The following is a 22,524-nucleotide window of genomic DNA, read 5'->3' as shown; positions in this document are numbered from 1 at the left end:
ACTCCATTATGAGAACGATATTTAAAACAGTTTTAGCTGTATTTGTATCCATTTCTTCCTCTTCGCTATTTGCGCAACACAAAGATTTCACTCAATTTGTTAATCCATATATTGGATCAGCAGGCCATGGACATGTCTTTGTGGGAGCCAACGTGCCAAATGGCGCGGTACAACTTGGTCCCTCTCAAATCTCACAAACGTGGGACAAATTCAATGGATGGGACTGGTGTAGCGGATACAATTATAAGAGTGAAGAAATATTAGGATTTACACACACACACCTGAGCGGAACTGGAATTGGAGATCTAAATGACATATTAATACTTCCTGCGAACGGAAAACAGCACATTCAACAAGCACCATTCAATAAAATGAATGAAGGCTATGGCTCCAAGATCAGTAAACAAAACGAATCCGTCTCACCTGGCTATTACAAAGTATTATTAGAAGATTATAATATTCTAGCAGAGCTCACTTCATCAGAACGTGTAGGCTATCACAAATACACATTTAATAAGAAAGACAACCCACATCTAGTGATTGATCTATCATTCAAGATGAATTGGGACAAACCAACAGAAACTTATCTAAAGTTAGTCAATGATTCGACGATTGTTGGATATAGATTTTCAACAGGATGGGCAAATGACCAAAAAGTTTACTTCGCTATAAAGTCAAACACAAAATTTAAAAAAGTAGATTTTTATAATGACAGCACTGCAGTTTTAGGGTATCATGTCGCCAAAGGTCAAAATATAAAGGCGATACTCGCTATCGACCCTACAAACCCAGTAGAACTTAAAGTTGGCTTATCCCCCGTTAGTACCAAGAATGCATTAGAAAATATAGCTACCGAAATACCATATTGGGATTTTGAAACAGCAAAGAATAAGGCAAAAGAAAAATGGAATGATGTATTGGGCAAAATAGATTTTAAAGCTGATGACAATACAAAAACTATTTTCTACACCGCATTTTACCACTCTTACTTTGCACCTACAATATTTAGCGATGTCAATGGTGACTATATGGGCACAGATAAGCAAGTATACAACGATAAACAACATCAAAACTACACAGTATTTTCGCTATGGGATACGTATAGAGCGTTACATCCATTAATGACGATCCTAGAAGACAAAAAAAGCAAAGATTTCGTGAGTTCTATGTTAAAGATATATCAACAACAAGGGAAGCTTCCGGTATGGCACCTTTGGGCTAACGAAACCAATACAATGGTCGGTCTACCGGCAATTCCAGTAATTGCAGACGCTATATTAAAAGGTATAATTGATGAAAATGAAATTGAATTAGCCTATGAAGCAATCAAAAGTACTGCAATGGGCCATGATAACGGGCTTAAGTATGTACGCGATTTAAAACATATTCCGATTGAGCATATGGACCATGAATCAGTAGCTTGGGCTTTGGAATACGCTATCGCTGACTTCGGGGCTTATCAAGCAGCTAAGTTTTTAGGGAAAACAACGGATGCAGAATATTTTGAAAAACGCTATAAACTATATGAGCAATATTTTGATCAAGAAATGGGGCATTTTGTCGGCCGTCATGAGAATGGCAATTTCAGAAGACCATTTGACCCATTAATGGCTAAACATAGAGCAAACGATTATTGTGAAGGTAACGCTTGGCAATATACATGGTTAGTGCCTCAGGATGTTCATGGGTTAATTAGCTTATTTGGTGGAGATAAACAATTTTTGAAAAAACTAGATGAATTCATCGCCTTACCAGAGCATCTTGATGACGCATCTCCTGATATCTCTGGGATGATAGGTCAATATGCTCAAGGAAATGAACCTAATCATCATGTACCATACCTCTATGCTTATGCTGGTGAACAATGGAAAGGAGCTGCTTTAGTTCATAAAGCAATGACAAAATATTACACAAACGAACCTGCAGGATTATGTGGCAACGATGATGCTGGTCAAATGAGCGCTTGGTACGTATTCTCATCAATGGGAATTTATCCCGCAAATCCTATGGATGGGAAATATATTTTTGGTTCACCACTCATGGAAGAAGCCTCCATACAATTGCCTAACGGAAAGACCTTCCATATTAAGGTTAAAAACTATGGAAAAAACAATATTTATGTAAACAAAGCTACCTTAAACGGTAAAAATCACTCAAACACTTATATCACACACAACGATATACTAAATGGTGGAGAATTAATTTTTGAGATGTCTGCCAAACCAAACAAAAAGTTTGGTGCAAACAAGACATTTCGTCCTTAAATACTGCCATATTAGCATCGGCACGTTAATTGCCTAATCTTTGGTATAATTAAAAAAACAGAAAGGATTTAATAATGAGTGAATTCAATAATAACATCAGCATCCAAGATATCAACGATAATAATGGTACTGATTATTACAATAACTTTAGACAAAAATTGATAGATGTCGAACAATTCCCGTCTATCTATACATTTAAATTCATTATCCCAACAGATACAGATAAAAAAGCAGAGGTAGAAAAAATATTTGAACATCCAAGTACAAAAATCTCTACAAAAGAGTCTTCAACTGGAAAATACAATTCATTAACCGTTGAAACATTTGTACAGTCTGCTGATGAAGTAATCGACTATTACAAAAAAGTATCAACCATAGAAAAGGTAATTATGCTGTAAAATAAAAATGGCTTTCCAACTGGAAAGCCATTTTTATTTAAAATCACCTCAATGACATTAAGCTTCTACTTCTTCTGAAGCAAATTCTTCATACAGTGCAGAATAACCTTCGTAGTCATCAATAGCATTTGGAGAAAATACACGAATGTTTTGTTCTTCTACGAATTTCAACACATCGGCATTCAAATTCTCATCTGCCTTCACTACGATGTCCGTGTACGTCAATGCACCTTTGTAAACATCGGCATAACTTCCCGACCCATACACTGCTGCATCTTCAGCACTTACATCTTCTTGCGCTGCCATTTCACCATACTTTGATGTTAATGTATCCTGACCGAAGTCAGTATCCTCATTGAATAAGGAATAAAACACTTTTGCATCTTTGAAAGTAGGATCATCGTGATATACTTTTTTCAAGTACATAGGAATCATAGCGGTAAACCAACCATGACAGTGAACTACATCTGGAGACCAGCCTAATTTCTTAACGGTCTCTAATGCACCTTTACAGAAGAACAATGAACGCTCATTGTTATCTTCAAAGAACTTTCCACTTTCATCTCTAAACACTTTCTTGCGTTGGAAATACTCCTCATTATCTAAGAAATAAACCTGCATACGTGCTGCTGGCAATGATGCTACTTTAATGATTAATGGATTATCGTTATTATCCACCACAATATTCATTCCCGACAACCTTATCACCTCGTGTAGACGATTTCTGCGCTCATTAATATTACCAAAACGCGGCATTAGAATTCGGATTTCGAATCCCTTTTCTTGCATCGCTTGTGGTAGTTGGCGTGTTATTTCAGAAATTTTACTTATCTCAAGGAAAGGCGACATCTCGTGGGTAATAAACAATATTTTCGTTTTAGCCATCTCCAATCGTTTTTTTTATTATTTGAATAGTAAAATCGGTCTACAAAGATACGAATAATAAACAAATTTTACAATTCTTTGGAATTTATACCTTTCTAATTACAAATTTATTATGCAATTTTGCCCCCTATTTTAGCCACATAGAAATGGAGATTTTCAATACTAAAAAAGCACTTAGTGAGTACTTAAGCTTAGCACGTAAACAGCACAAGAAAATAGCTTTAACACCTACAATGGGCGCACTTCACGAGGGCCATATCTCTTTAATTTTGGAGGGCAAAAAACATGCTGACATCGTGGTATGTAGCATCTTTGTAAACCCTACACAATTCAACGATCCAAAGGACTTAGAAAAATACCCTAGACCGATAGAAAAAGATATAGAATTACTAAAAAAAGAAGGTTGTGACATTCTTTTTCTTCCATCTGTAGAGGAGATGTACCCTGATGCAAATGAGCAGTGGCACATTGACCTAGGTCGACTAGAACAAATATGGGAGGGTGCTCAACGCCCCGGACATTTCCAAGGCGTAACACAAATAGTATACAAACTATTCAATCTAGTCAATCCTGACGTAGCATGCTTTGGACAAAAAGATTTTCAGCAGGTAATGGTGGTTCAAAAGATGATTGATATCCAAAATTTGAATATTCAACTTATCATCTGTCCCATTATTCGCAGTAATGAGGGATTAGCTTTAAGCTCTAGAAACGCAAGATTATCAGAGGCAGGAAAAGAAAAAGCACTAGTTCTTTTTAGAACACTTACAGCAGTAAAAAAGGGCTTTAACGAACATGTTACATTTGACAATCTTCAACAACTGGCTGAGGAAATGATTACCCAAGAAAGGGAAGTTAAATTGGAATATTTTGCTATAAGCGAGACTAGAACGCTAGAAAGAGCAGAAAAAATTGAAAATGACAAACAATACGTAGCACATGTAGTCGCTTGGATTGAGGGGGTTAGACTTATTGACAACATGCTATTGAACGACTAGTAGGAATATTATTTTTTTAAATATAAAGCGTAACTTTGCAGAATGATGATTGAAGTAATGAAATCCAAAATTCACCGTGTGCGTGTGACACAAGCCGAGTTGAATTATGTTGGAAGTATTACCATCGATGAAGATTTGATGGAAGAAGCAGATATAATTGCAAACGAGAAAGTACAAATTGTTAATAATAATAATGGTGCAAGATTAGAAACTTACGTTATTCCTGGAAAACGTGGTTCAGGGACTATTTGTCTTAATGGTGCAGCAGCTCGATTAGTACAAGTTGGTGATATTGTCATTATCATCTCTTATGCACATATGGAAAGAGAAGAAGCAAAATCACATAGGCCAAGATTGGTGTTTCCAGACGACAACAATAAACTAATAAGATAAATTTTTGTGCTAAATACTATTTCAACATATCGCAGACTCATAGCCGCATTCTTAGCAGCTTGGATGACTGTTATTGTGATCAGTGGGATAGTATTTATGCACAAGGAGGTGACTTCTAAAGGTGAAATAATAACACACATTCACCCTTACGATTTTACCAAACAACAACAGCATCAACACAAAAGTGATTCAGAGATTCATTACTTAGATGTATTGTTTCATGGAAATTTTATCAAAAGTGATTTTATAACTTTTGAAGCACCAATCATCCCTGAATTTACTATTTATCATTCAATAGGCTACGTCAGCTCAACTCAAATAGTAGCCCTATTTTATTCTTTTCTACGTGGACCTCCCACACTTGTTTAATTATTTAACACATTTCGCAGGACCTATACGCTTCTGTGCAACGTATTTATTAAAGTAAATAATTGTAATCCCGTTTCTTCAGACAGGAAATTCCTACATAGTATTTCTCTATTGTTGGATATTGTGATTACCTCATTCTACAAAATAATCATAACAAGAAATTTAAATATGCTACAACTTTTAAAAAGCTGTGCGTTAACATTTGTATTTGTTAGCACGACTTTCATATTACATGCTCAAAATTTATTACAAGGAACTATTACCAATTCAGAAGGCAATTCTATTGAAACTGCAACTGTATCTATAGATGGTACTAAAGTAGCAACATCAACAAATAATGAAGGTAAATTTTCATTACAAGTTCCTTCAGGGAAAAATAAAATCTCTATTCGCGCTGTAGGGTATTTAACGAATAAGAAAGAGATTACTTCATCTGATTTACAGAATGGCTTAGCTGTGACACTTGAATCAGACAACCGCCATTTGGAAGAGGTTGTTGTTTCTGGAACCCTAAAACAGGTTTCTAAACTAGATAGTCCAATCCCTGTAGAAGTATTTACGGCCAAATTCTTTCGATCAAATCCTACTCCTACGATTTTCGAATCGTTGCAAAATATAAACGGCGTACGCCCACAAATCAACTGTAGTGTATGTAATACAGGGGATATCCATATTAATGGTCTTGAGGGCCCTTATACTATGGTGATGATCGATGGTCTACCAATTGTCTCTGGGCTCTCAACGGTATATGGCTTAAACGGTATTCCACAAGCTTTAATTGAACGTGTAGAAATCGTCAAAGGTCCTGCATCAACATTATACGGTAGCGAGGCAGTAGGCGGATTGATTAACATCATTACTAAAAGTCCTGGATCTGCACCAAGATTAAATGTTGAAGCTTTTGGTACATCTTGGCAAGAATATAATTTGGATTTAGGTGGCAAATTTAATGTTGGTACAGCACAATCCTTAATTGGAGCAAACTATTTTAACTATAATAATCCAATTGATAACAATGGAGACAACTTTACTGACGTAACGTTACAAAATAGAATCTCAATATTCAATAAATGGAATTTTGCTCGTAAAGACAACAAACTATTCACTTTAGCAGGACGTTACGTTTATGAAGATCGCTGGGGAGGTGAAATGAATTGGTCTCGTAAATACCGTGGAGGTAACGAAATTTATGGAGAAAGCATCTACACCAAACGTTGGGAAATGATGGGAGCCTATGATTTACCAACTACTGAAAACCTAACATTCACATTCAGTGTTAATGGTCACGATCAAAACAGCGTATATGGTGAAACCAAATATATCGCAAATCAAAAGATTGCATTCGGCCAATTAACATGGCGAAAAGAAATCAAAAATCACGATTTGCTAACAGGTCTAGCATACCGTTACACTTACTATAATGATAACACGACAGCAACTGTAAAAGCCTCAAACACACATTTGCCAGGCTTATTTGTACAAGATGAAATTACATTGCATCCGCAGCATAAATTATTATTAGGTGCTAGATTTGATTATAATTCCATTCACGGAAGTATTTTATCACCACGTGTAAATTATAAATGGAACTCAATTGATAAAACACAAGTACTTCGTCTAGGTATTGGAAATGGTTATCGTGTGGCCAATGTATTCACAGAGGATCACGCTGCATTGACTGGAGCGCGTGATGTGGTATTTGAAGGTGATTTAAAACCAGAAACTTCATGGAACGGAAATATAAATTACGTAAAGAAATTCTACGCTGAAAGTGGTTCTGTATTCTCGATCGATGCAAGTGCATTTTATACCTATTTTGACAACAAAATAATACCTGACTATGAATCAGATGTAAACAAAATCATCTATTCCAACTTAGATGGTCATGCTGTATCTAAAGGTCTATCATTAAACTTAGATTGGGCGCACACAAGTGGTCTAAAAGCAATGATAGGTGCTACGGTGATGGATGTTTACAGCGTAGAAAATGATATCAAAGAATGGCAAATGTTAACTGAAAAAGCAATGGGTACCTGGACGATTGGATACACCATTAAACCTTTAGGTATAAATGTTGACTATACTGGTAATTTGATTGGCGCAATGCGTCTGCCTGTATTGGGAGCAGAAGATACTCGTCCTGACAAATCAGAACCTTGGAGTATCCAAAACATTCAATTATCCAAAAAATTCAACAATGGAATTGAAGTATTTGGAGGTGTTAAAAACTTCTTGAACTGGACACCTACTAAAGGCGGTATAGAGATCATATCTAGAGCACATGATCCATTCGAAAGAATTAATGACCCTAATTTACTACCCTTTGACCCAAGTTACGTTTATGGCCCTAACCAAGGTATCCGTGGATTTTTGGGCTTTAGATATAATATATTTTAACAACAATAAAACTTATGGAAATGAAAAGAATAGTTCGATTTCTACTAATTACCATAGGTATTTGTGCATGGCAAAATAGCCATGCACAAATTATTCCTGATAGCATTGAGCATATTGATAGTCTCATGCTCAAAAGTCCTAGACCAATACTTTTCCTACTGACTACAGATTGGTGTAAATATTGCGCACTCCAAAAGAAACAAATACGTAAAAATCAAAAATTCAAAGACCTTTCTGACAAATTATATTTTATAGAATTTGATGCAGAAAGAAAAGATAAAATTACTTACCAAGGAAAAGAGTATAGTTTCAAGCCCAGCGGGCTAAATGTTGGCACACATGAATTGGCATCAGCATTAAACAAAAGCTCTCAGATTTCATATCCATCTTGGATATTAGTAGATAAAGAATTCAATCCAATATTCAAACAAAACAGCTTATTAAAACCAGATCAAATAAATGATCTATTGGACGCTATAGCATATAGTTTATAAATCTTTTATTACATTATTAAAAATTTCGAGTAGTATTGTAGCAAAATCGAAATACCATCGTTTAATCCTATAAACTATTCAAAATTTTTATGAAATACTTATTTAGCATACTTTCTGTAGCAGCACTATTAGCAACAACATTTACAGCATGTAATAAATCCGACGATTTTGATTACGAAGAATACTATAAGCAACAAGAGCAAGCTGTAGATTCTCTTTTATCTGCTGAAAAACTAAAAATCGAAAACTATGTCGATGAACACTTTGATAATCCAATAGAAGATACTGTATCAATAAAATATTCTTATTTATCTAAAAAGACAGCGAAAAGGGGAATTTGGTATGAGATCTTATCTCAACCGACAGATAATACGTATGAATATAAAGCTACCAGCAGTCAACAATTAACTGTTCCAACTTTAAAACTTAAGTATACTGCTAAATTATTAAATGGAACTGTAGTGCAGTCTGATTTGCAAGGAGGTCAGTATTCATTTTCAAGCAATAGCAACAACTTATTTAATCAAGCTTGGCATTTCGCATTCTTTCCTTATACGGTTAAGTTTAACGCAATTGATGTAAAGATCCATGGATTAGGAGGCTTGACAAAAGATGGTTTGAAAAAAGGAAGTAAAATCAGAGTTATCACCCCTTCTCTATGGGCGTTTGGAGGAACTAAAGTAGGTGATATTCCAGCAAACTCACCTCTTGTTTACGAATTTGAAGTACTAGAAATTCAATAATAAACAAAAAATTAAGGTAATAAATTCACAATTTATTACCTTAATTTTTATATTTTTGGGTTATGAATTTATTAAGACCAATATACTACCTGATTATATCTTCCATCTTTTTCCTTTCATGCGCCAAGGATGAGGTATTATTTGACCCTATTGCTCAATTCGATCTAGAACAGCCGCAAATTAAAACATATGCGAATACCAATTACCCAAATATGATTTATTCGGGTGATACTACTGGTATATGGTATGAAATTGTTAATCCAGGCACACCTGACAGTTACGAATACAAAGTTGTAGATACTATAAATTATTATGGTCAAGCTGTTAAAACACTACGCATGCCAACTATTACTGTTAAGTATGTAGGTAAATTAATAACTGATAATTCTATTTTTGACTCAAATCAAACTGAAGCAGGTTTTATAAGTAATTTAGGCGGATTAATTTCTGCTTGGCAAATTGCATTTGTCCCTAAGAGTGTTGGTGCAATTTCATTTGGTGGTTTAACTACAAAAGGACTTCAAAAAGGAAGTAAAATACGTATAGTAACGCCATCTTATTATGCATATGGCAATCGTGCAGCTGGTAAAATACCCGCAAATTCTCCACTTTTCTTCGAAATAGAAGTTATAAACATAAAATAAACAAAGAAGCCAATCAAATTTGATTGGCTTCTTTGTTTATTTACCTTTATATTTTGACTCTTCCAAAATCTGTTGGGCATCAGTATTCTTTAATAGCTCATTTAAATTTATTTCTGGATTTCTATCCATATACTTTCGTACCATCATCCAACCTATATAGGAACCCAACTTCGGCGCAGATTCATTATTTTCACCCAATTCTGGCGTAAATGGAGCATCAATAAAATATTTTTGTATTCTATTCAAATCTGTATTGTATAAAAGACCTTCTTGCAAAAACCACTTCCAAACATCTGACTCATACTTTTTGGCCCATGATAGCTGCTCTTTAGAATATCCTATTTTCAATTCATCGGCTACATTTTCCAACATCAAATCCATTGCATATAATATCTTACCACTATAAACCATGTGTTGCAAAGCAGTATGCATACTATCGGGAATTGAGTATAAATCTTCTCGTAGGACAGCCTCTACTACTCTCGGTGTAATATTTTCTGGAGTAAATCGCCTAGAAATATACATTGGTATTGATTTTACGAGTGCAGGATAGAATTCCGAATCAGCTCCTAAAAACATATCTAGCCCAATACCTACATAATTCTCTCCTATCGGAGTTTGATAAGCAAATCCACTTACATAAGAAATAAATCTCGGTATATTATATTGAGGAAAGTAATATTTAATGTATTGAAAAGCATTGGAGAGTTCGTCGTTATACTTGTTCATATCTGGATACACCCTATTGACAGCTTTATTGAGATCTACAAAATCCTTTTGTCTAATAATGCTAACCAAATTTTCATACACCAGATTACTATCAGCCAGACTTCCAATCTGAAGCATGTCTTCAATATAATTCTTATAAAAACCACCATACTGACCTTCATAAAGCTTATGTTGTGCAGGTATGTCGTTTAGTTTAGTCGAAGCGAATGCTCTATCAAATCGCTCTATTTGTATATTTACATCTACATCCGATACATCAGGACGGTTTATTGTAGCATTTTCACGACAAGATGATACAGTAAGTATTAAAAAAAAGAAATACTTTTGTAGTGGCTTTAATTTCATCAGTAATACGAAGTTATGGTCATAAATTTAACACTAAAATTATAAGTATGATAAATTTTACTAAAACTACCTTAAAAACGTTAGCAACCCTTGCTACATTGTTTTTTACTTTTCAAGCGAATGCTCAAGATTATTACACTCAATCAAACAGCAATAACTACGGTGAAGAAAAGAACTTCCGTCTAGGTCTTTCTATTAACCCTAACATAGGTTGGTTACGTTATGATGATGACTATGACGCAAGTTCTAAAGTTGGTTTTTCATATGGATTAATCGCAGATTTGGGTTTTGCTAAAAATTATTACTTCTCTACGGGTCTATTAGTAAATTCAATTTCATCAAAAGTAGACTTCCCAGCTTCAGGCATTGATAAATCTGGCATTGATAGAGAAAGTATTCGTTTGCAATATGTAGATATACCTTTGACTATCAAATTAAAAAGTGAAGAAAATGAAACAGGAAGATTCTATGGTCAATTCGGTTTCACAGCGGGATTTAAAGTATCAGGTAAAGAAAAATTAGCTGGAGCCAGCAAAAAAACGGCTATCGACGGTGATGATATCTTCCGCTTAGGACTACAATTGGGTGGCGGTAAAGAGTGGAAACTGTCAGATAATTTAGGTTTAATGACAGGGTTAACTTTTAATAATGGTTTCACAAGAGCTATTAAAGAAGGTAAACCAAAATCATCTTTTGTAGCACTTAATTTAGGTATATTCTTTTAACGAAAACCTATAAAAATTTACAATAAAACGAGGTTAATACGAATTCTATCTTTAAATTCGTATTAACCTCGTTTTATTTGATAAAATCCCTATTATGCAAACAGAAAAAATTATAGATAGAATAGTTACTTGGTTGAAAGATTATGCTCAAAAAGCAAGAGTTAAAGGATTTGTCGTAGGCGTATCTGGTGGCGTTGACTCAGGTGTTGTTTCTACACTTTGCGCGATGACTGGCTTAGAAGTATTAGTCTTGCAGATGCCTATTCGCCAAAAAACTGACCAAGTTGACCGTGCTTCAGAACATATTGAATACTTGAAGGCTAAATTTTCTAATGTAAAGGGAATTAATATAGATTTAACGTCTGCATTCGACGAATTGACCAACATCTTCAATGCAACCCAAGACAACAACATTCCCAATAGAGATTTAGCATTAGCCAACACCCGATCACGCTTACGTATGGTGTCACTTTATTATTATGGACAAATCAACTCATTATTAGTATGTGGAACGGGTAATAAAGTAGAAGACTTTGGTATTGGGTTCTACACTAAATATGGAGATGGAGGCGTAGATCTATCACCGATAGCAGATCTTTATAAAACAGAAGTCTACGCATTAGCTAGGGCACTTGATCTGCCTGAAAGCATCAAAAATGCAATTCCAACAGATGGACTTTGGGATGCTGAGCGAACAGACGAGCAACAAATCGGAGCCACATATCCAGAACTTGAAAAAATACAAAAAGAATACAGCACTAAATCCGAGAGCGACTATAGCGGAAGAGATTTGGAGGTATACAAGATATTTGACCGCATGCACAAAGCTGCTCAACATAAAATTCAACCTATTCCGGTGTGCGATATACCTGAGGAATGGAGATAATTAAAAAATAAATTAAACCTTTTTCTTAAAGCACGGTCATATAGAATATAAGTGGGTATTATCATGAAAAATTTAAGTTTAATATTATCGGCTTTTGCTATCCTTGTGATGACTTCTTGTTCATCCAATAGGTATCATACTACGCGTAAACAAAATTTAGACTTCGGTCAATATAAAACGTATGGATGGTTACCTCCTGTTGATTCCTTATCAAAAGATTATTTCAACAATGATATAGCTAAAGACAATATTATGTCTACAGCCAATCAAGAAATAGAAAGAAGGGGGTTAACCTATACAAAAGACAATCCTGATATTCTATTTCGCTACGTTGCTATCGTCAATAACAAGAGTAGAATGGTATATGGATCCCATCATTATGGTTGGGGAGGCCCATGGGGCTGGTATAGGCCTTGGGGATTCTATGGGATGTACTCACCTTCCTATCCTATCGGAAAAGAAAGAATTCGTTATGGACATATTATACTGGAAGCTATAGATCGAAATGCGAAAAGCGTGGTGTGGCAAGCTCGAGGAACTCACGAAGTAGACAATCCTGAAAAAGCAATCAATGGATTACCAAAATTGATTGAAGGTATCATGAAACAATATCCATTAAAGATAAAATAGAATAAGCTCCAATTATGGAGCTTATTCTATTTTATCTTTCTACACAAACAATTATTTGTTAAATTCTATACATCCCATAATAAACGGACCATTTGCTTTAGCATCATTTTCACGGATTCGTTCATTAACATAATATTCATAACCGCCATCACGATACGGTGTACCCCCTAATCCTGCTACAGCATTACATTGAATCAATGTAAGCGTATTGCCGACATCCTTTATCAATAGTTTATTTTGTATCCCCTTCAGAAGTTTATTCGTTAGTTTTTCGTAATCCTTACCGATATACCCCTTGTTCATAGCTTTAGCATAACTGTAAAGAAACATAGCATTGACAGATGCTTCTTGGTAATTTTTTGGGGCTCTTTGTTTATCTATTACTTGCCACCATAAGCCATCCTTATCTTGATATTTCTGCAAGGACGCAGCTAAATTTTGAATTAATTGAACAATCTCTGCACGACCTTTATGATTTTCTGGAATATAATCTAACACATCCAACATCGCCATAAAATACCAGCCAATACTTCTTCCCCAAAAGTTAGGTGATTGACCTGTGGTTTTATTTGCCCACATTTGATTTTTACTTTCATCCCACGCGTGATAATACAAACCTGATTTGACATCGAAAGTATGCTTAGCCGTTAACAATACATGATTCACTGCATCATCGTAATATTGGGTATCTCCAGTAAATTGACCATATTGTGCAACGAAAGGAGCTGCCATATAGACTCCATCTAGCCAGATTTGATGCGGATAGATTAACTTATGCCAATACCCTCCTTCATGGGTACGTGGATGCCATTTAAGCTGACCCATAAGGGTTTCTATAGCGATTTTATATTTTTCCTTTTTAGTTTTTTCATATAATGGAAACAAAATTTTTCCCGGATTGATATAATCAATATTATACGTTTCGAGCTTATATAAATGAATGTTACCATCATTACGAATTACAGTATCAGCCCATTTCTCGACATAATCAAAATACTTTTGGTCTTGGGTCGCTTCCCAAACTTTTAACATAGCTAAACAAGCTAATCCCTGTCCATAACCGAAATATAGTCTTTTACCATGATCTAATTGCCACGCTTCAGGAAATCTCTTCATCTCAGCATCCGCAAAACGCTGATATAGCTTTTGAGCAAAACAGGATTGGCCAATGAATAATATACTAAGTAATACTATTATAAATCGCATATAATTTAAAATTGAATAGATGATCTAAAAGGAGAAGCTGGTAAACCTGCTCTATTAAATAGATTTACCTGGAAAAAATTGCCCCATCCATATCGTACATACTTCGGTTCTAGAACTTGTACAGCATTAACTACAACTTTGTCTTTGATAATATGAGCAGTTGCTTTGAAATACACACCATTAACTCCTGCAATTTCAAAACCCTTGATTTCATTACCTGAACAATATAAACCATCACCTACATGTTGAAACTCAACCGCTGCCTTGTCCTTTTCAAAATTAACATTGCTAAAGATAGGGCCAGCTTTCTGTATTTTGAATCCATATTGTTCTGCCAACGCCCATTTTGCCAACCGTAGAGCTGGTGTTTTTTTATCTCTAGGATGAATATCCGTTGAATCGCCTACATCTGTGATTACAACTATCCCTGTATTTCTAATTTGGGCATATGTTTGCAACTGCGCCTCTCTAAGTTCTGGAGATTGCTTATAGTGGGGTGCAATTTGAACAAAATAAAACGGAATGTTTCCTTGCCTCCACTCACTTCGCCAAGCTAGAATCATATTTGAAAACACATTAAAATAATCACTTGCACGTACATTATTTGATTCACCTTGATACCAAATAACACCTTTGATTGTATATGGAACTAACGGGCGAATCATGGCAATCCATAATGTAGACAGAGCCTGATTATTATTCGGATTTTTGGGAACCTTAGGTTTAGTAATTTTAGGATCATTAACTTTATTTTTTTCGTAATTATCCAAAGTAACAGTATAAGCTAAAGAATCCTTCTTATAATTATTAAAAAGCTCCTCTTGATGTGTATACAATTGCTTATACAAAGTATTCTGGGACATATATGATTTTGGAGTCCAAGCTTCAGCTTGCGTACCTCCCCAAGTTGATTGAATCAATCCAACTGGATTTTTTAGATTTTTGAATAACTCTTCTCCAAAATAATAAGCAATTGCAGAAAATGATTTTACATTATCAGGCGTCAAAATCTTCCACTCTCCACCGCAATCTTCCAATTCTACGAAAGGAGATAAACTTTGTTTGACATGAAAAATTCGAATTTCAGGGTAATTTGCTTTCTTAATATCTTCATCCGCATTTGGTACACCTGTACGCCAACCTGTGGATTTAGCCATGGGAAAATCCATATTAGATTGCCCTGAAGCTAACCAAACTTCACCTATAAGGATATTTTGGATTATAATAAGTTTATCATCACTTGTAATGGAAATCTGCTGAGCTTTAGAAGACGTCTTAGTTGTTTTTAAAGATAAATTCCATTTTCCATCAGCACTAACTTTTGCTTGATAAGTCTCTTTGGACCATGAAGGCACTATTTTAACTATAGCTCCAGCCTTACCCCAACCCCATATTTTGACTAATGTATCTTGCTGTAAAACAAGATTATTTGATAAAACTGAAGGAAGCCTTAGCCCGGCAAATAATGCCAAGCTAAAGCTTAAGAAAATAAAACTGAAGATGAATTTTAATTTAATGCCTTTCATATTTTACTAATATAAAGGATGCTGTTGACCTCTTAGGCCTGGATTATTGTCAATAAAAGATGTATTTAAAGGAAATAATTCCGACTTATTTTTTTCCAAACCTCTGAAGATATTCTTCACCCAAACAGCAGAGGCTGTTAACTCATTGGCATAGCTTAATGACTCATTACTGTGCATGCGAATAATAGTATAACCTTGGGAAATGAAAGATGATCTCTCTAGTGATGTTGGCTCAGACTTAAAGCTGACGAATTCCAAAGCAACTTTTGGATCTAAAAAGACCTTAGCGTCGGTACGCTTATACGCTCTGTACAAATCTGCATTTGCATATCGTCCTGTGCGAGTAGCTAGATCCATTACCTCTTGTTTTGAGGCTGCTAATTTCTCGGCTAATATACCCCAACGAATAAGATCTGTACGTCTCCATCCTTCAAAGCCTAATTCCAATTTGCGCTCTTGAATGATTGCATTGCGAAAGTCTTGATATGATGAAGCAATAGTACCCACTTTGGATGCATCTCCTTTGAATGCTCTCAAACGAACTCTTTTCAAAGCATCTTTAGCATCTTGCGATGGTGCATTATTAAATTCATTATCCGCCTCAGCAAACATTAACAAAATATCAGAAAAACGCAATTCGATCCAATTGATGTCTCTTCTATTCACAGCTGGACCAGTTTCAGATTTCCAATTCACACGAAATTTTCCAATAGTATTTCCTGAGTACGTATTCATGTGGTATTGGCTCGTTGCAGAAACAGAATAATTCGCTATAGCTACATCTCGGCGTTTGTCACCTTCTTCAAATTCAAAATAATAGGAAGGCAAAGCAATCATTTGCGGAGCTGCTTTAGCATAAAAAGAATTTTGATGTGCAAAAAATCCATTCGTATAGCCTACCTGTGCATTATTTCTATTTAGTCCTTTTTGCGCATATTCTAACATTGACTCCTTATTATACTTGCCATTTACAACATCTCTAAATACAGTTTCGTAATCAATCAAGTCATTTTCTCCTCTATCAATTACAGCTTTTGCAGCATCTCTTGCTATTTTGTATAATTCTTTGACACGAGCCTGATCCGTACGCTGACCTAACTTAACACTAGCAGGAGAATATGTTTCCAAATCCCAACGCAGAGAATATCCTGCAGCATACAATGCTACACGAGCCAAAATGCCGTAGGCTGAGTTTTTATTAAATCGTTCAATTGAGTTTGTACTTTCACTCTTCCAAGGCAATAATTCAATTGCCTTTTGCAAATCAGAAACACATCCATCTAAAATAGTATCACGACTAACACGTGAAGCTGTAAAAGTGCCTGCATCTACTACAGGAATTCGTGGATATGGAACATCCCCAAAGAAACGTACTACGTTCAACATATTCTTAGCGCGAATTGCATATGCTTCTCCTAATATTTGATTCCATTGCGCTCGTTCATTGTCCGCAACATTAGTTTTCCCTTCAATTCCCTTAATAAGCACATTCACCTGCTCTACACCCGAATACATTGATGTATATGTAGAAGTAGGGCTAGTCGCTGGATTATACACATAGTTGGAGACCTGATTTTTGGAATTAGTCTCGCTTTCTATAGAAATACATTCATCCGTACCCATCCCAAATTGGTAATATAATTCATTCGAAAAAGTACTTGTATAAGCTCCTTCCAACGCCATCTCAGCACGTGATACTTGATCAAATATATTTTCACTATTGTATCCGTTTTGTGGGGGTAAATCCAAAAACTTCTCGCATGATGATAACATCAATGTTAAACTAGCACCGTATATAAAAATTAGCTTCTTCATAAATAATTGGATTAAAATGTTAGATTAATACCTGCCACTACACTTTTCGCTCTTGGATAAGCCGAGTTATCTACTCCTCTAGTTAACAAAGATGAAGATGAAGCAACTTCAGGATCATATCCAGAATAATTTGTAAACGTATGAATGTTATTCAATGTCATATATACACGTAATTTGCTTACAAATGCTTTTTTTGAAAGTTCTGTTGGCAGTGTATAACCTAATGTGATATTGTTAACACGAAGGAAAGATGCATCCTCAAGATAATAATCTAAAGCATCGGTAATTGCAATTTTATTAGTCGAGTTCAAGCTCCATATTTGATCTTTGTCATGTTGATTAGGATTTAACTCGGCAAGTCTATTTAAATCTTTCGTTTCTAAACCAGTATTTGGATCAATTAGCGTGAAGCGATTAGCCATGTTTGATAACGAATTTTGATTGGGTAAATAAGGTCCCATATATCTTTGAGTATTCATATTGAAAGCCTTATTGCCATATACAAAATTCAAGAAAATGTTTAAATCGAAATTTTTGTAAACAAATTCATTCGCAAAACCACCAAAGAATTTAGGCTCAGGGTTACCAATCACACCACGATCAGCTGTTGACCATACAGGATTACCATTCGCATCTGTATCACCATTTATTGTTTGGTACTTCACATCACCAGGCTTAACTGAAGTACGATTAGCTCCCTTTAAAGAGGCAACACCAGCTTTTAAAATATATGATCCATCTGAGTTTTGTGTAAAATCATCCGTTGTGTAAACACCATCGTATTTGTAACCATAAAATAATCCTACCGTTTCACCAACTCTAGAAATAAAATCAATTCTAGAGCTTTCGTTAGTTAACATATAATCTGATCCAGCAGAGCCAAACAAATCTTGGATCTTAGCGCGATTAAATGATACATTAAAGTTTGAATTCCATTGAAAACTTTCTTTGCGAATATTATTTGTTCGCAAGACAAACTCCATACCCCTATTCTGTAATGCAGCTACATTTTGGAACTGAAAAGTATATCCTGTAGAGGTCGGGATTGTGGCTTTCATCAAAAGATTTTCTGACTTATTCACATAAAAATCTGCAGATAGATTCACTCTATTATTGAAAAAAGCTAAATCCAATGCGATATTAGACGTTTTGGTTTTTTCCCACACTAAAGCGGGGTTTCCTAAAGTATTACCTGGTGCTAGCCCAACACCTTCTTGGTTGTTGTTTCCAACAACTACTGAACTGTATACCGTATAAAACGCATTGTCGTTAATCTTTTCATTACCTGTCGTACCGTAACCGACTCTCAATTTCAATTGATCAAAGAAGGTATTGTCTTCCATGAAAGATTCTTTGTGAATGTTCCAAGCTGCTGATGCAGATGGGAAGCTACCCCATTGACTCCCTTTTATAAATCTAGACACACCATCCGCACGCATTGTTGCTGTCAAAAGGTATCTATCGTCATAATTGTATAGAGCCCTCGCAAAACCAGATACTAATCCATAACGAGAGATTGAAGTCTCTGCACGCTCTACACGATCCGCTAAGGAAACATCCTTCAGCCCAAAATTACTAGTAGGAAAACCATAATAGGTATGATCAATACCCGAACCATTCGAAGACAAAACCTCATGACCACCCATTAAATTTAGATTGTGGTTACCAAAGGTCTTATTCCAAGAAAGTGTGCTACTGATTTGCCATTGCTTTGCTTCTGCATTTCCGACAGAACCATAAGGGCCTTTATTATTTCTTGCCTGAATAGTGCGGCCATCATCAAAAAAGTCTGAACGTGTCTGTGTCCATTGGTAAGAGCCAGATGTACGGAAAGTAAAATCTTCTAAAAATTTAACTGTAAGACCAGCATTAATATTTGCTGTTCGGTTAGCTCTATTTCTGCTTACCGCATCATTGACAATAATAGGATTGTATATATCATATTGCGAATCCAACATTTGCATTTCTTCAGCAATATCTGTTGTCAATAATTCCTCATTTGTAAAGCGAAGACCTCCAGTTCTAGGTTGTAGAATTGACATTTTTAGCATCCCTCCTAATGAACCTCCTCCTTGAGTTTTAGCATCTTGAAAGAATGAGTTTACATCCAACGAAACACCTTGTGCCAACTGATGATTCAATTTAGCACGTACACTGTTACGTTGGTAGCCAGATTTTGCCAAAATACCATCTTGACCTACATTATTATACGAAAACATAAGTTTAGTTTTGTCTGTTCCACCACTTACATTTACATTATGATTTTGTAATACAGCAGTTCCTCCAAAAACTTCTTCTTGCCAATCAAGTCCAGGATCACTAGCATATTTTTCATTAATCATACTATATACTGTAGAACCAAAATTTGGAGAAGTCGCATCGCCTCCGTACAGATTTGCAAAATGTGTCTGACGCCCAGCTAAAGAAAGGAGTTCATATTGATATTTAACAAAGTCTTCTGTATTTAATAAATCTAATTTCTTCGATAGGCCTTCAAAACTCGCATAACCATTGTAATCAACTATTGTTTTACCTGATTTAGCGGATTTAGTCGTAATAAGAATGACACCATTTGCACCCCGAGAACCGTATATTGCCGAAGCCGACGCATCTTTCAAAACGTCAATACTTTCGATATCATTCACATCGATAATAGAAAGGGCGTTTGGCATCTCAAATCCATCAACTATATACAATGGATTTGTATCACCCGTAATAGATGTCGCCCCACGTACTGTAATATTAATAGGTGCACCTGGCGCACCGCTTTGCGTAACAACGCTTACACCGGAGACTTTACCTGTAAGGGCCTGAGCCACCGTTGTTACAGGCACATCTTTAATTTCATTACCCTTGATCGAACTAACAGCCCCCGTCAAATCACGTTTACGCGCTGTACCATATCCAATCACGACAACCTCATCCAAGCTTTCTTCTACACTAGATAATACTATTCTAATAGCATCATTATTGGAAATTTTGATTGTCTGTGTATTGTACCCGACAAACGTAAAAACTAAGGTTTCACCGATTTTTGCGCCAAGACTAAATTGACCAGAGTTATCGGTTTGTGATTTTTTATTTGATGATTGAACCTGTACGCTGACCCCAGCTATAGGGTTATTTGTTTCATCAACAACAATTCCTTTTCGGATCTCTTGAGCAAAACTCTGGAAAAGGAGAAAAAACGAAAAAAAAGTAATCAAACTACTTCTTCGCATCTGCAAATAACTAAATTTTATCATGGTTTACTTTATTGGTATCGCATAATCCTTATACTAAAACAAATAGTGTAAGGAACAATTAAAATAACTTTACGGCTATCTCCGACCAATTTAAGTAATACCTAAACTTCAAGTATCCTGTTCTATCCTGAACAAGTAAGGCATAATCGATAACTATCTGATTATGCCTTAGAAAAATCATTGTTGTAACAACATAATTACGTTAATCCAATGGATATGCTATATACCAGTTATCTGCGTTCATCAATCGATTTTTGATCTCTTGTTCACGTGCACCATATTTTTTAGAGACAATATCTGCAACTATCGAATTATCGCTCCATCGTTTAGCAATTCTCATCATTGCAAAATACGCTTTTGCCTCACCAGCACTTTCCAGCAAAGTTTCTTCAACAATCACTTTATCCAATGCTTTTTTATAATTCGTCGAATCTTGTTGAGTCTTCAAATCTGCTTTTGAAATATCTTTTGGAAAAACATTACTCATAGCTACACGACGACGAATACCCCAATTTCTGCGTAATGATGCAGCTTGAACTGCCTCACTGAAAGGATATTGCAAATTATTTGGATTCAAATCCTGATATGTACTAATTCCATCATTTAACAATGCTTCAGCTTCTTTGAATTTACCCAAATTATTAAGTGCCTCTATCACGAAGAAATGAACATCCGCATCACGATAAAGAGTCACATGAACATTATTTTTATAAATTTCAGAGACAGCCTCTCGATCCCTAGAATATTTACGAAAAACCCAATCTCCATTTTGTAGTACATATGTATAGTTTTCCCCCCTATACAAATCACCCAGGGTTAATCCATCTGCTCGAACCTGTCTCTTGTAACGATCCATGGCTACTTCAGTAGGTCTTAAATAATATACCGATGGTGCTGTATTCGAAAAGAATTTTATCAAACGATTTGTCTGATTACGTTCGTAATCATAAGGCACAATATTGATTAAAACTCTAGTTCTAGTAATTGGATCTCTTGTGAAAACTTGAACCCATTCTGCATTATAATCATCGCTACTAATTTTATATCGTGCACTTCCATTATCATAAATAAAATTCATACCATTCGTAACTACTTTATCATATTGCTTTGCCCAAAGTTGTAGTTCCATTAATAATGGCAATGGTGATGGACAAATCATATTCCAAACCAAATCCTGCTGATTAGTAGGGATACCCGGAAATAAAATATTGGCCCAATTTGCTTCGTACAATCCATTCACACCTTCTACACCGACCTCCATCAATTGGAGTAGTTTTGGAATCAGTTCATCTAAAGTTACTGTAGGAATAGTATTAATATCAGAAAGTTTCAAATTAGGATTATCAAAATACGCAACCTTTCCGTACAATTTACCTAAGGTAAAATATGTCCACACTTTGAATCGAATTGTACCTGAAAGCAACGCTCTGTAATCAGATTCTTCTATTGCCTTTGGGTTTGCCTTCTTATATGCTACTACCTTGCTGATATAATTATTCGCATTGACAATCAAATCATAATATCCACTGGGGTTAGCAAATTCATTACCCTTTGCCTCTTTAAAATTATAAATATCCCACAATTCCTGTGGTGCATTCTGCGTAGGCTCAAGTAAATCGGAACGTAAATCACTCAAAAATATAGTTTGATCTGCGATAGCTTGCATCTTGGAAGCCACACCTATATATCCTGAATACAATTCATTAGTCTCTTTGACATAGTCGTCATCCAACAACATATCTCTTGTATTTACATCAAAATATTTAGAACAACTAGCTAGCCCAATACTCCCCAATAATAAAAAATGTACTATATATCGTTTCATAAAATTG

General features: G+C 35.4%; 19 protein-coding genes. 12 read left to right on the top strand and 7 right to left on the bottom strand.

Features of this window, described 5'->3' with window-relative positions:
* Positions 1-8 precede the first annotated feature (8 nt).
* Positions 9-2,264 carry a GH92 family glycosyl hydrolase gene (locus IPZ78_RS01835; protein ID WP_225551223.1) on the top strand — a complete coding sequence of 752 codons (2,256 nt, stop codon included), beginning with the start codon at positions 9-11 and terminating at the stop codon, positions 2,262-2,264.
* A gap of 74 nt (positions 2,265-2,338) precedes the next feature.
* Positions 2,339-2,662: a DUF493 domain-containing protein gene (locus IPZ78_RS01830; RefSeq protein ID WP_225551222.1), complete on the top strand. Its 324-nt coding sequence runs from the start codon at positions 2,339-2,341 to the stop codon at positions 2,660-2,662.
* A gap of 57 nt (positions 2,663-2,719) precedes the next feature.
* Here the strand turns inward: IPZ78_RS01830 and IPZ78_RS01825 are convergent, their stop codons facing one another.
* Positions 2,720-3,547, bottom strand: a complete 828-nt coding sequence (locus tag IPZ78_RS01825) for a glycogen/starch synthase (protein WP_225551221.1) — start codon at positions 3,545-3,547, stop codon at positions 2,720-2,722.
* Positions 3,548-3,693: 146 nt separating this feature from the next.
* Here IPZ78_RS01825 and panC point away from each other — a divergent pair, with 146 nt between their 5' ends.
* The 7 genes from panC to IPZ78_RS01785 all read left to right on the top strand — a co-directional run bounded on the left by panC (position 3,694) and on the right by IPZ78_RS01785 (position 9,585).
* Positions 3,694-4,545, top strand: a complete 852-nt coding sequence (panC, locus tag IPZ78_RS01820) for a pantoate--beta-alanine ligase (protein ID WP_225551220.1) — start codon at positions 3,694-3,696, stop codon at positions 4,543-4,545.
* A gap of 42 nt (positions 4,546-4,587) precedes the next feature.
* Positions 4,588-4,938 carry an aspartate 1-decarboxylase gene (panD, locus tag IPZ78_RS01815; protein ID WP_225551219.1) on the top strand — a complete coding sequence of 117 codons (351 nt, stop codon included), beginning with the start codon at positions 4,588-4,590 and terminating at the stop codon, positions 4,936-4,938.
* A 6-nt stretch (positions 4,939-4,944) separates the two neighbouring features.
* Entirely contained in the window at positions 4,945-5,307 is a 363-nt protein-coding gene (locus IPZ78_RS01810) for a hypothetical protein (protein WP_225551218.1), read from the top strand.
* Positions 5,308-5,475: 168 nt separating this feature from the next.
* Positions 5,476-7,704, top strand: a complete 2,229-nt coding sequence (locus IPZ78_RS17220) for a TonB-dependent receptor (protein WP_262903823.1) — start codon at positions 5,476-5,478, stop codon at positions 7,702-7,704.
* A gap of 20 nt (positions 7,705-7,724) precedes the next feature.
* Positions 7,725-8,198: a thioredoxin family protein gene (locus IPZ78_RS01795; protein WP_225551217.1), complete on the top strand. Its 474-nt coding sequence runs from the start codon at positions 7,725-7,727 to the stop codon at positions 8,196-8,198.
* Between the two features lie 89 nt (positions 8,199-8,287).
* Positions 8,288-8,941 (top strand): FKBP-type peptidyl-prolyl cis-trans isomerase, encoded by a 654-nt coding sequence (locus tag IPZ78_RS01790; protein WP_225551216.1) that lies wholly within the window; start codon positions 8,288-8,290, stop codon positions 8,939-8,941.
* A gap of 62 nt (positions 8,942-9,003) precedes the next feature.
* Positions 9,004-9,585 carry an FKBP-type peptidyl-prolyl cis-trans isomerase gene (locus IPZ78_RS01785; RefSeq protein WP_225551215.1) on the top strand — a complete coding sequence of 194 codons (582 nt, stop codon included), beginning with the start codon at positions 9,004-9,006 and terminating at the stop codon, positions 9,583-9,585.
* Between the two features lie 36 nt (positions 9,586-9,621).
* Here IPZ78_RS01785 and gldB read toward each other — a convergent pair whose 3' ends face one another.
* Positions 9,622-10,659: a gliding motility lipoprotein GldB gene (gldB, locus tag IPZ78_RS01780; RefSeq protein ID WP_225551214.1), complete on the bottom strand. Its 1,038-nt coding sequence runs from the start codon at positions 10,657-10,659 to the stop codon at positions 9,622-9,624.
* Between the two features lie 47 nt (positions 10,660-10,706).
* Here gldB and IPZ78_RS01775 point away from each other — a divergent pair, with 47 nt between their 5' ends.
* The 3 genes from IPZ78_RS01775 to IPZ78_RS01765 all read left to right on the top strand — a co-directional run bounded on the left by IPZ78_RS01775 (position 10,707) and on the right by IPZ78_RS01765 (position 12,900).
* On the top strand, positions 10,707-11,384 hold the full coding sequence (locus tag IPZ78_RS01775) for a porin family protein (protein ID WP_225551213.1): 678 nt from the start codon (positions 10,707-10,709) through the stop codon (positions 11,382-11,384).
* A gap of 94 nt (positions 11,385-11,478) precedes the next feature.
* Positions 11,479-12,270, top strand: a complete 792-nt coding sequence (nadE, locus tag IPZ78_RS01770) for an NAD(+) synthase (protein WP_225551212.1) — start codon at positions 11,479-11,481, stop codon at positions 12,268-12,270.
* A 63-nt stretch (positions 12,271-12,333) separates the two neighbouring features.
* The gene (locus tag IPZ78_RS01765) at positions 12,334-12,900 is read left to right on the top strand and encodes a DUF4136 domain-containing protein (protein ID WP_225551211.1); all 567 of its coding nucleotides are present in this window, start codon (positions 12,334-12,336) and stop codon (positions 12,898-12,900) included.
* Between the two features lie 51 nt (positions 12,901-12,951).
* On the opposite strand, the gene IPZ78_RS01760 is transcribed toward IPZ78_RS01765, so the two are convergent.
* The 5 genes from IPZ78_RS01760 to IPZ78_RS01740 all read right to left on the bottom strand — a co-directional run bounded on the left by IPZ78_RS01760 (position 12,952) and on the right by IPZ78_RS01740 (position 22,517).
* Positions 12,952-14,106, bottom strand: a complete 1,155-nt coding sequence (locus tag IPZ78_RS01760) for a glycoside hydrolase family 88/105 protein (RefSeq protein ID WP_225551210.1) — start codon at positions 14,104-14,106, stop codon at positions 12,952-12,954.
* Positions 14,107-14,111: 5 nt separating this feature from the next.
* The gene (locus IPZ78_RS01755; RefSeq protein ID WP_225551209.1) at positions 14,112-15,632 is read right to left on the bottom strand and encodes a sialate O-acetylesterase; all 1,521 of its coding nucleotides are present in this window, start codon (positions 15,630-15,632) and stop codon (positions 14,112-14,114) included.
* Between the two features lie 6 nt (positions 15,633-15,638).
* Complete coding sequence (locus IPZ78_RS01750) at positions 15,639-17,447, bottom strand: RagB/SusD family nutrient uptake outer membrane protein (protein ID WP_225551208.1); 1,809 nt, start codon at positions 17,445-17,447, stop codon at positions 15,639-15,641.
* A gap of 11 nt (positions 17,448-17,458) precedes the next feature.
* A complete protein-coding gene (locus IPZ78_RS01745; RefSeq protein WP_225551207.1) occupies positions 17,459-20,692 on the bottom strand; it encodes a SusC/RagA family TonB-linked outer membrane protein in 3,234 nt (1,077 codons plus the stop codon).
* A gap of 202 nt (positions 20,693-20,894) precedes the next feature.
* Entirely contained in the window at positions 20,895-22,517 is a 1,623-nt protein-coding gene (locus IPZ78_RS01740) for a RagB/SusD family nutrient uptake outer membrane protein (RefSeq protein ID WP_225551206.1), read from the bottom strand.
* Positions 22,518-22,524 lie beyond the last annotated feature (7 nt).

The organism is Sphingobacterium bovistauri (assembly GCF_020295405.1).
In the GTDB taxonomy this organism is placed as follows: Bacteria; Bacteroidota; Bacteroidia; order Sphingobacteriales; family Sphingobacteriaceae; genus Sphingobacterium; species Sphingobacterium bovistauri.
Note: the sequence above shows the minus strand (reverse complement) of the source record. Positions and strands in the feature narration are given on the sequence as shown.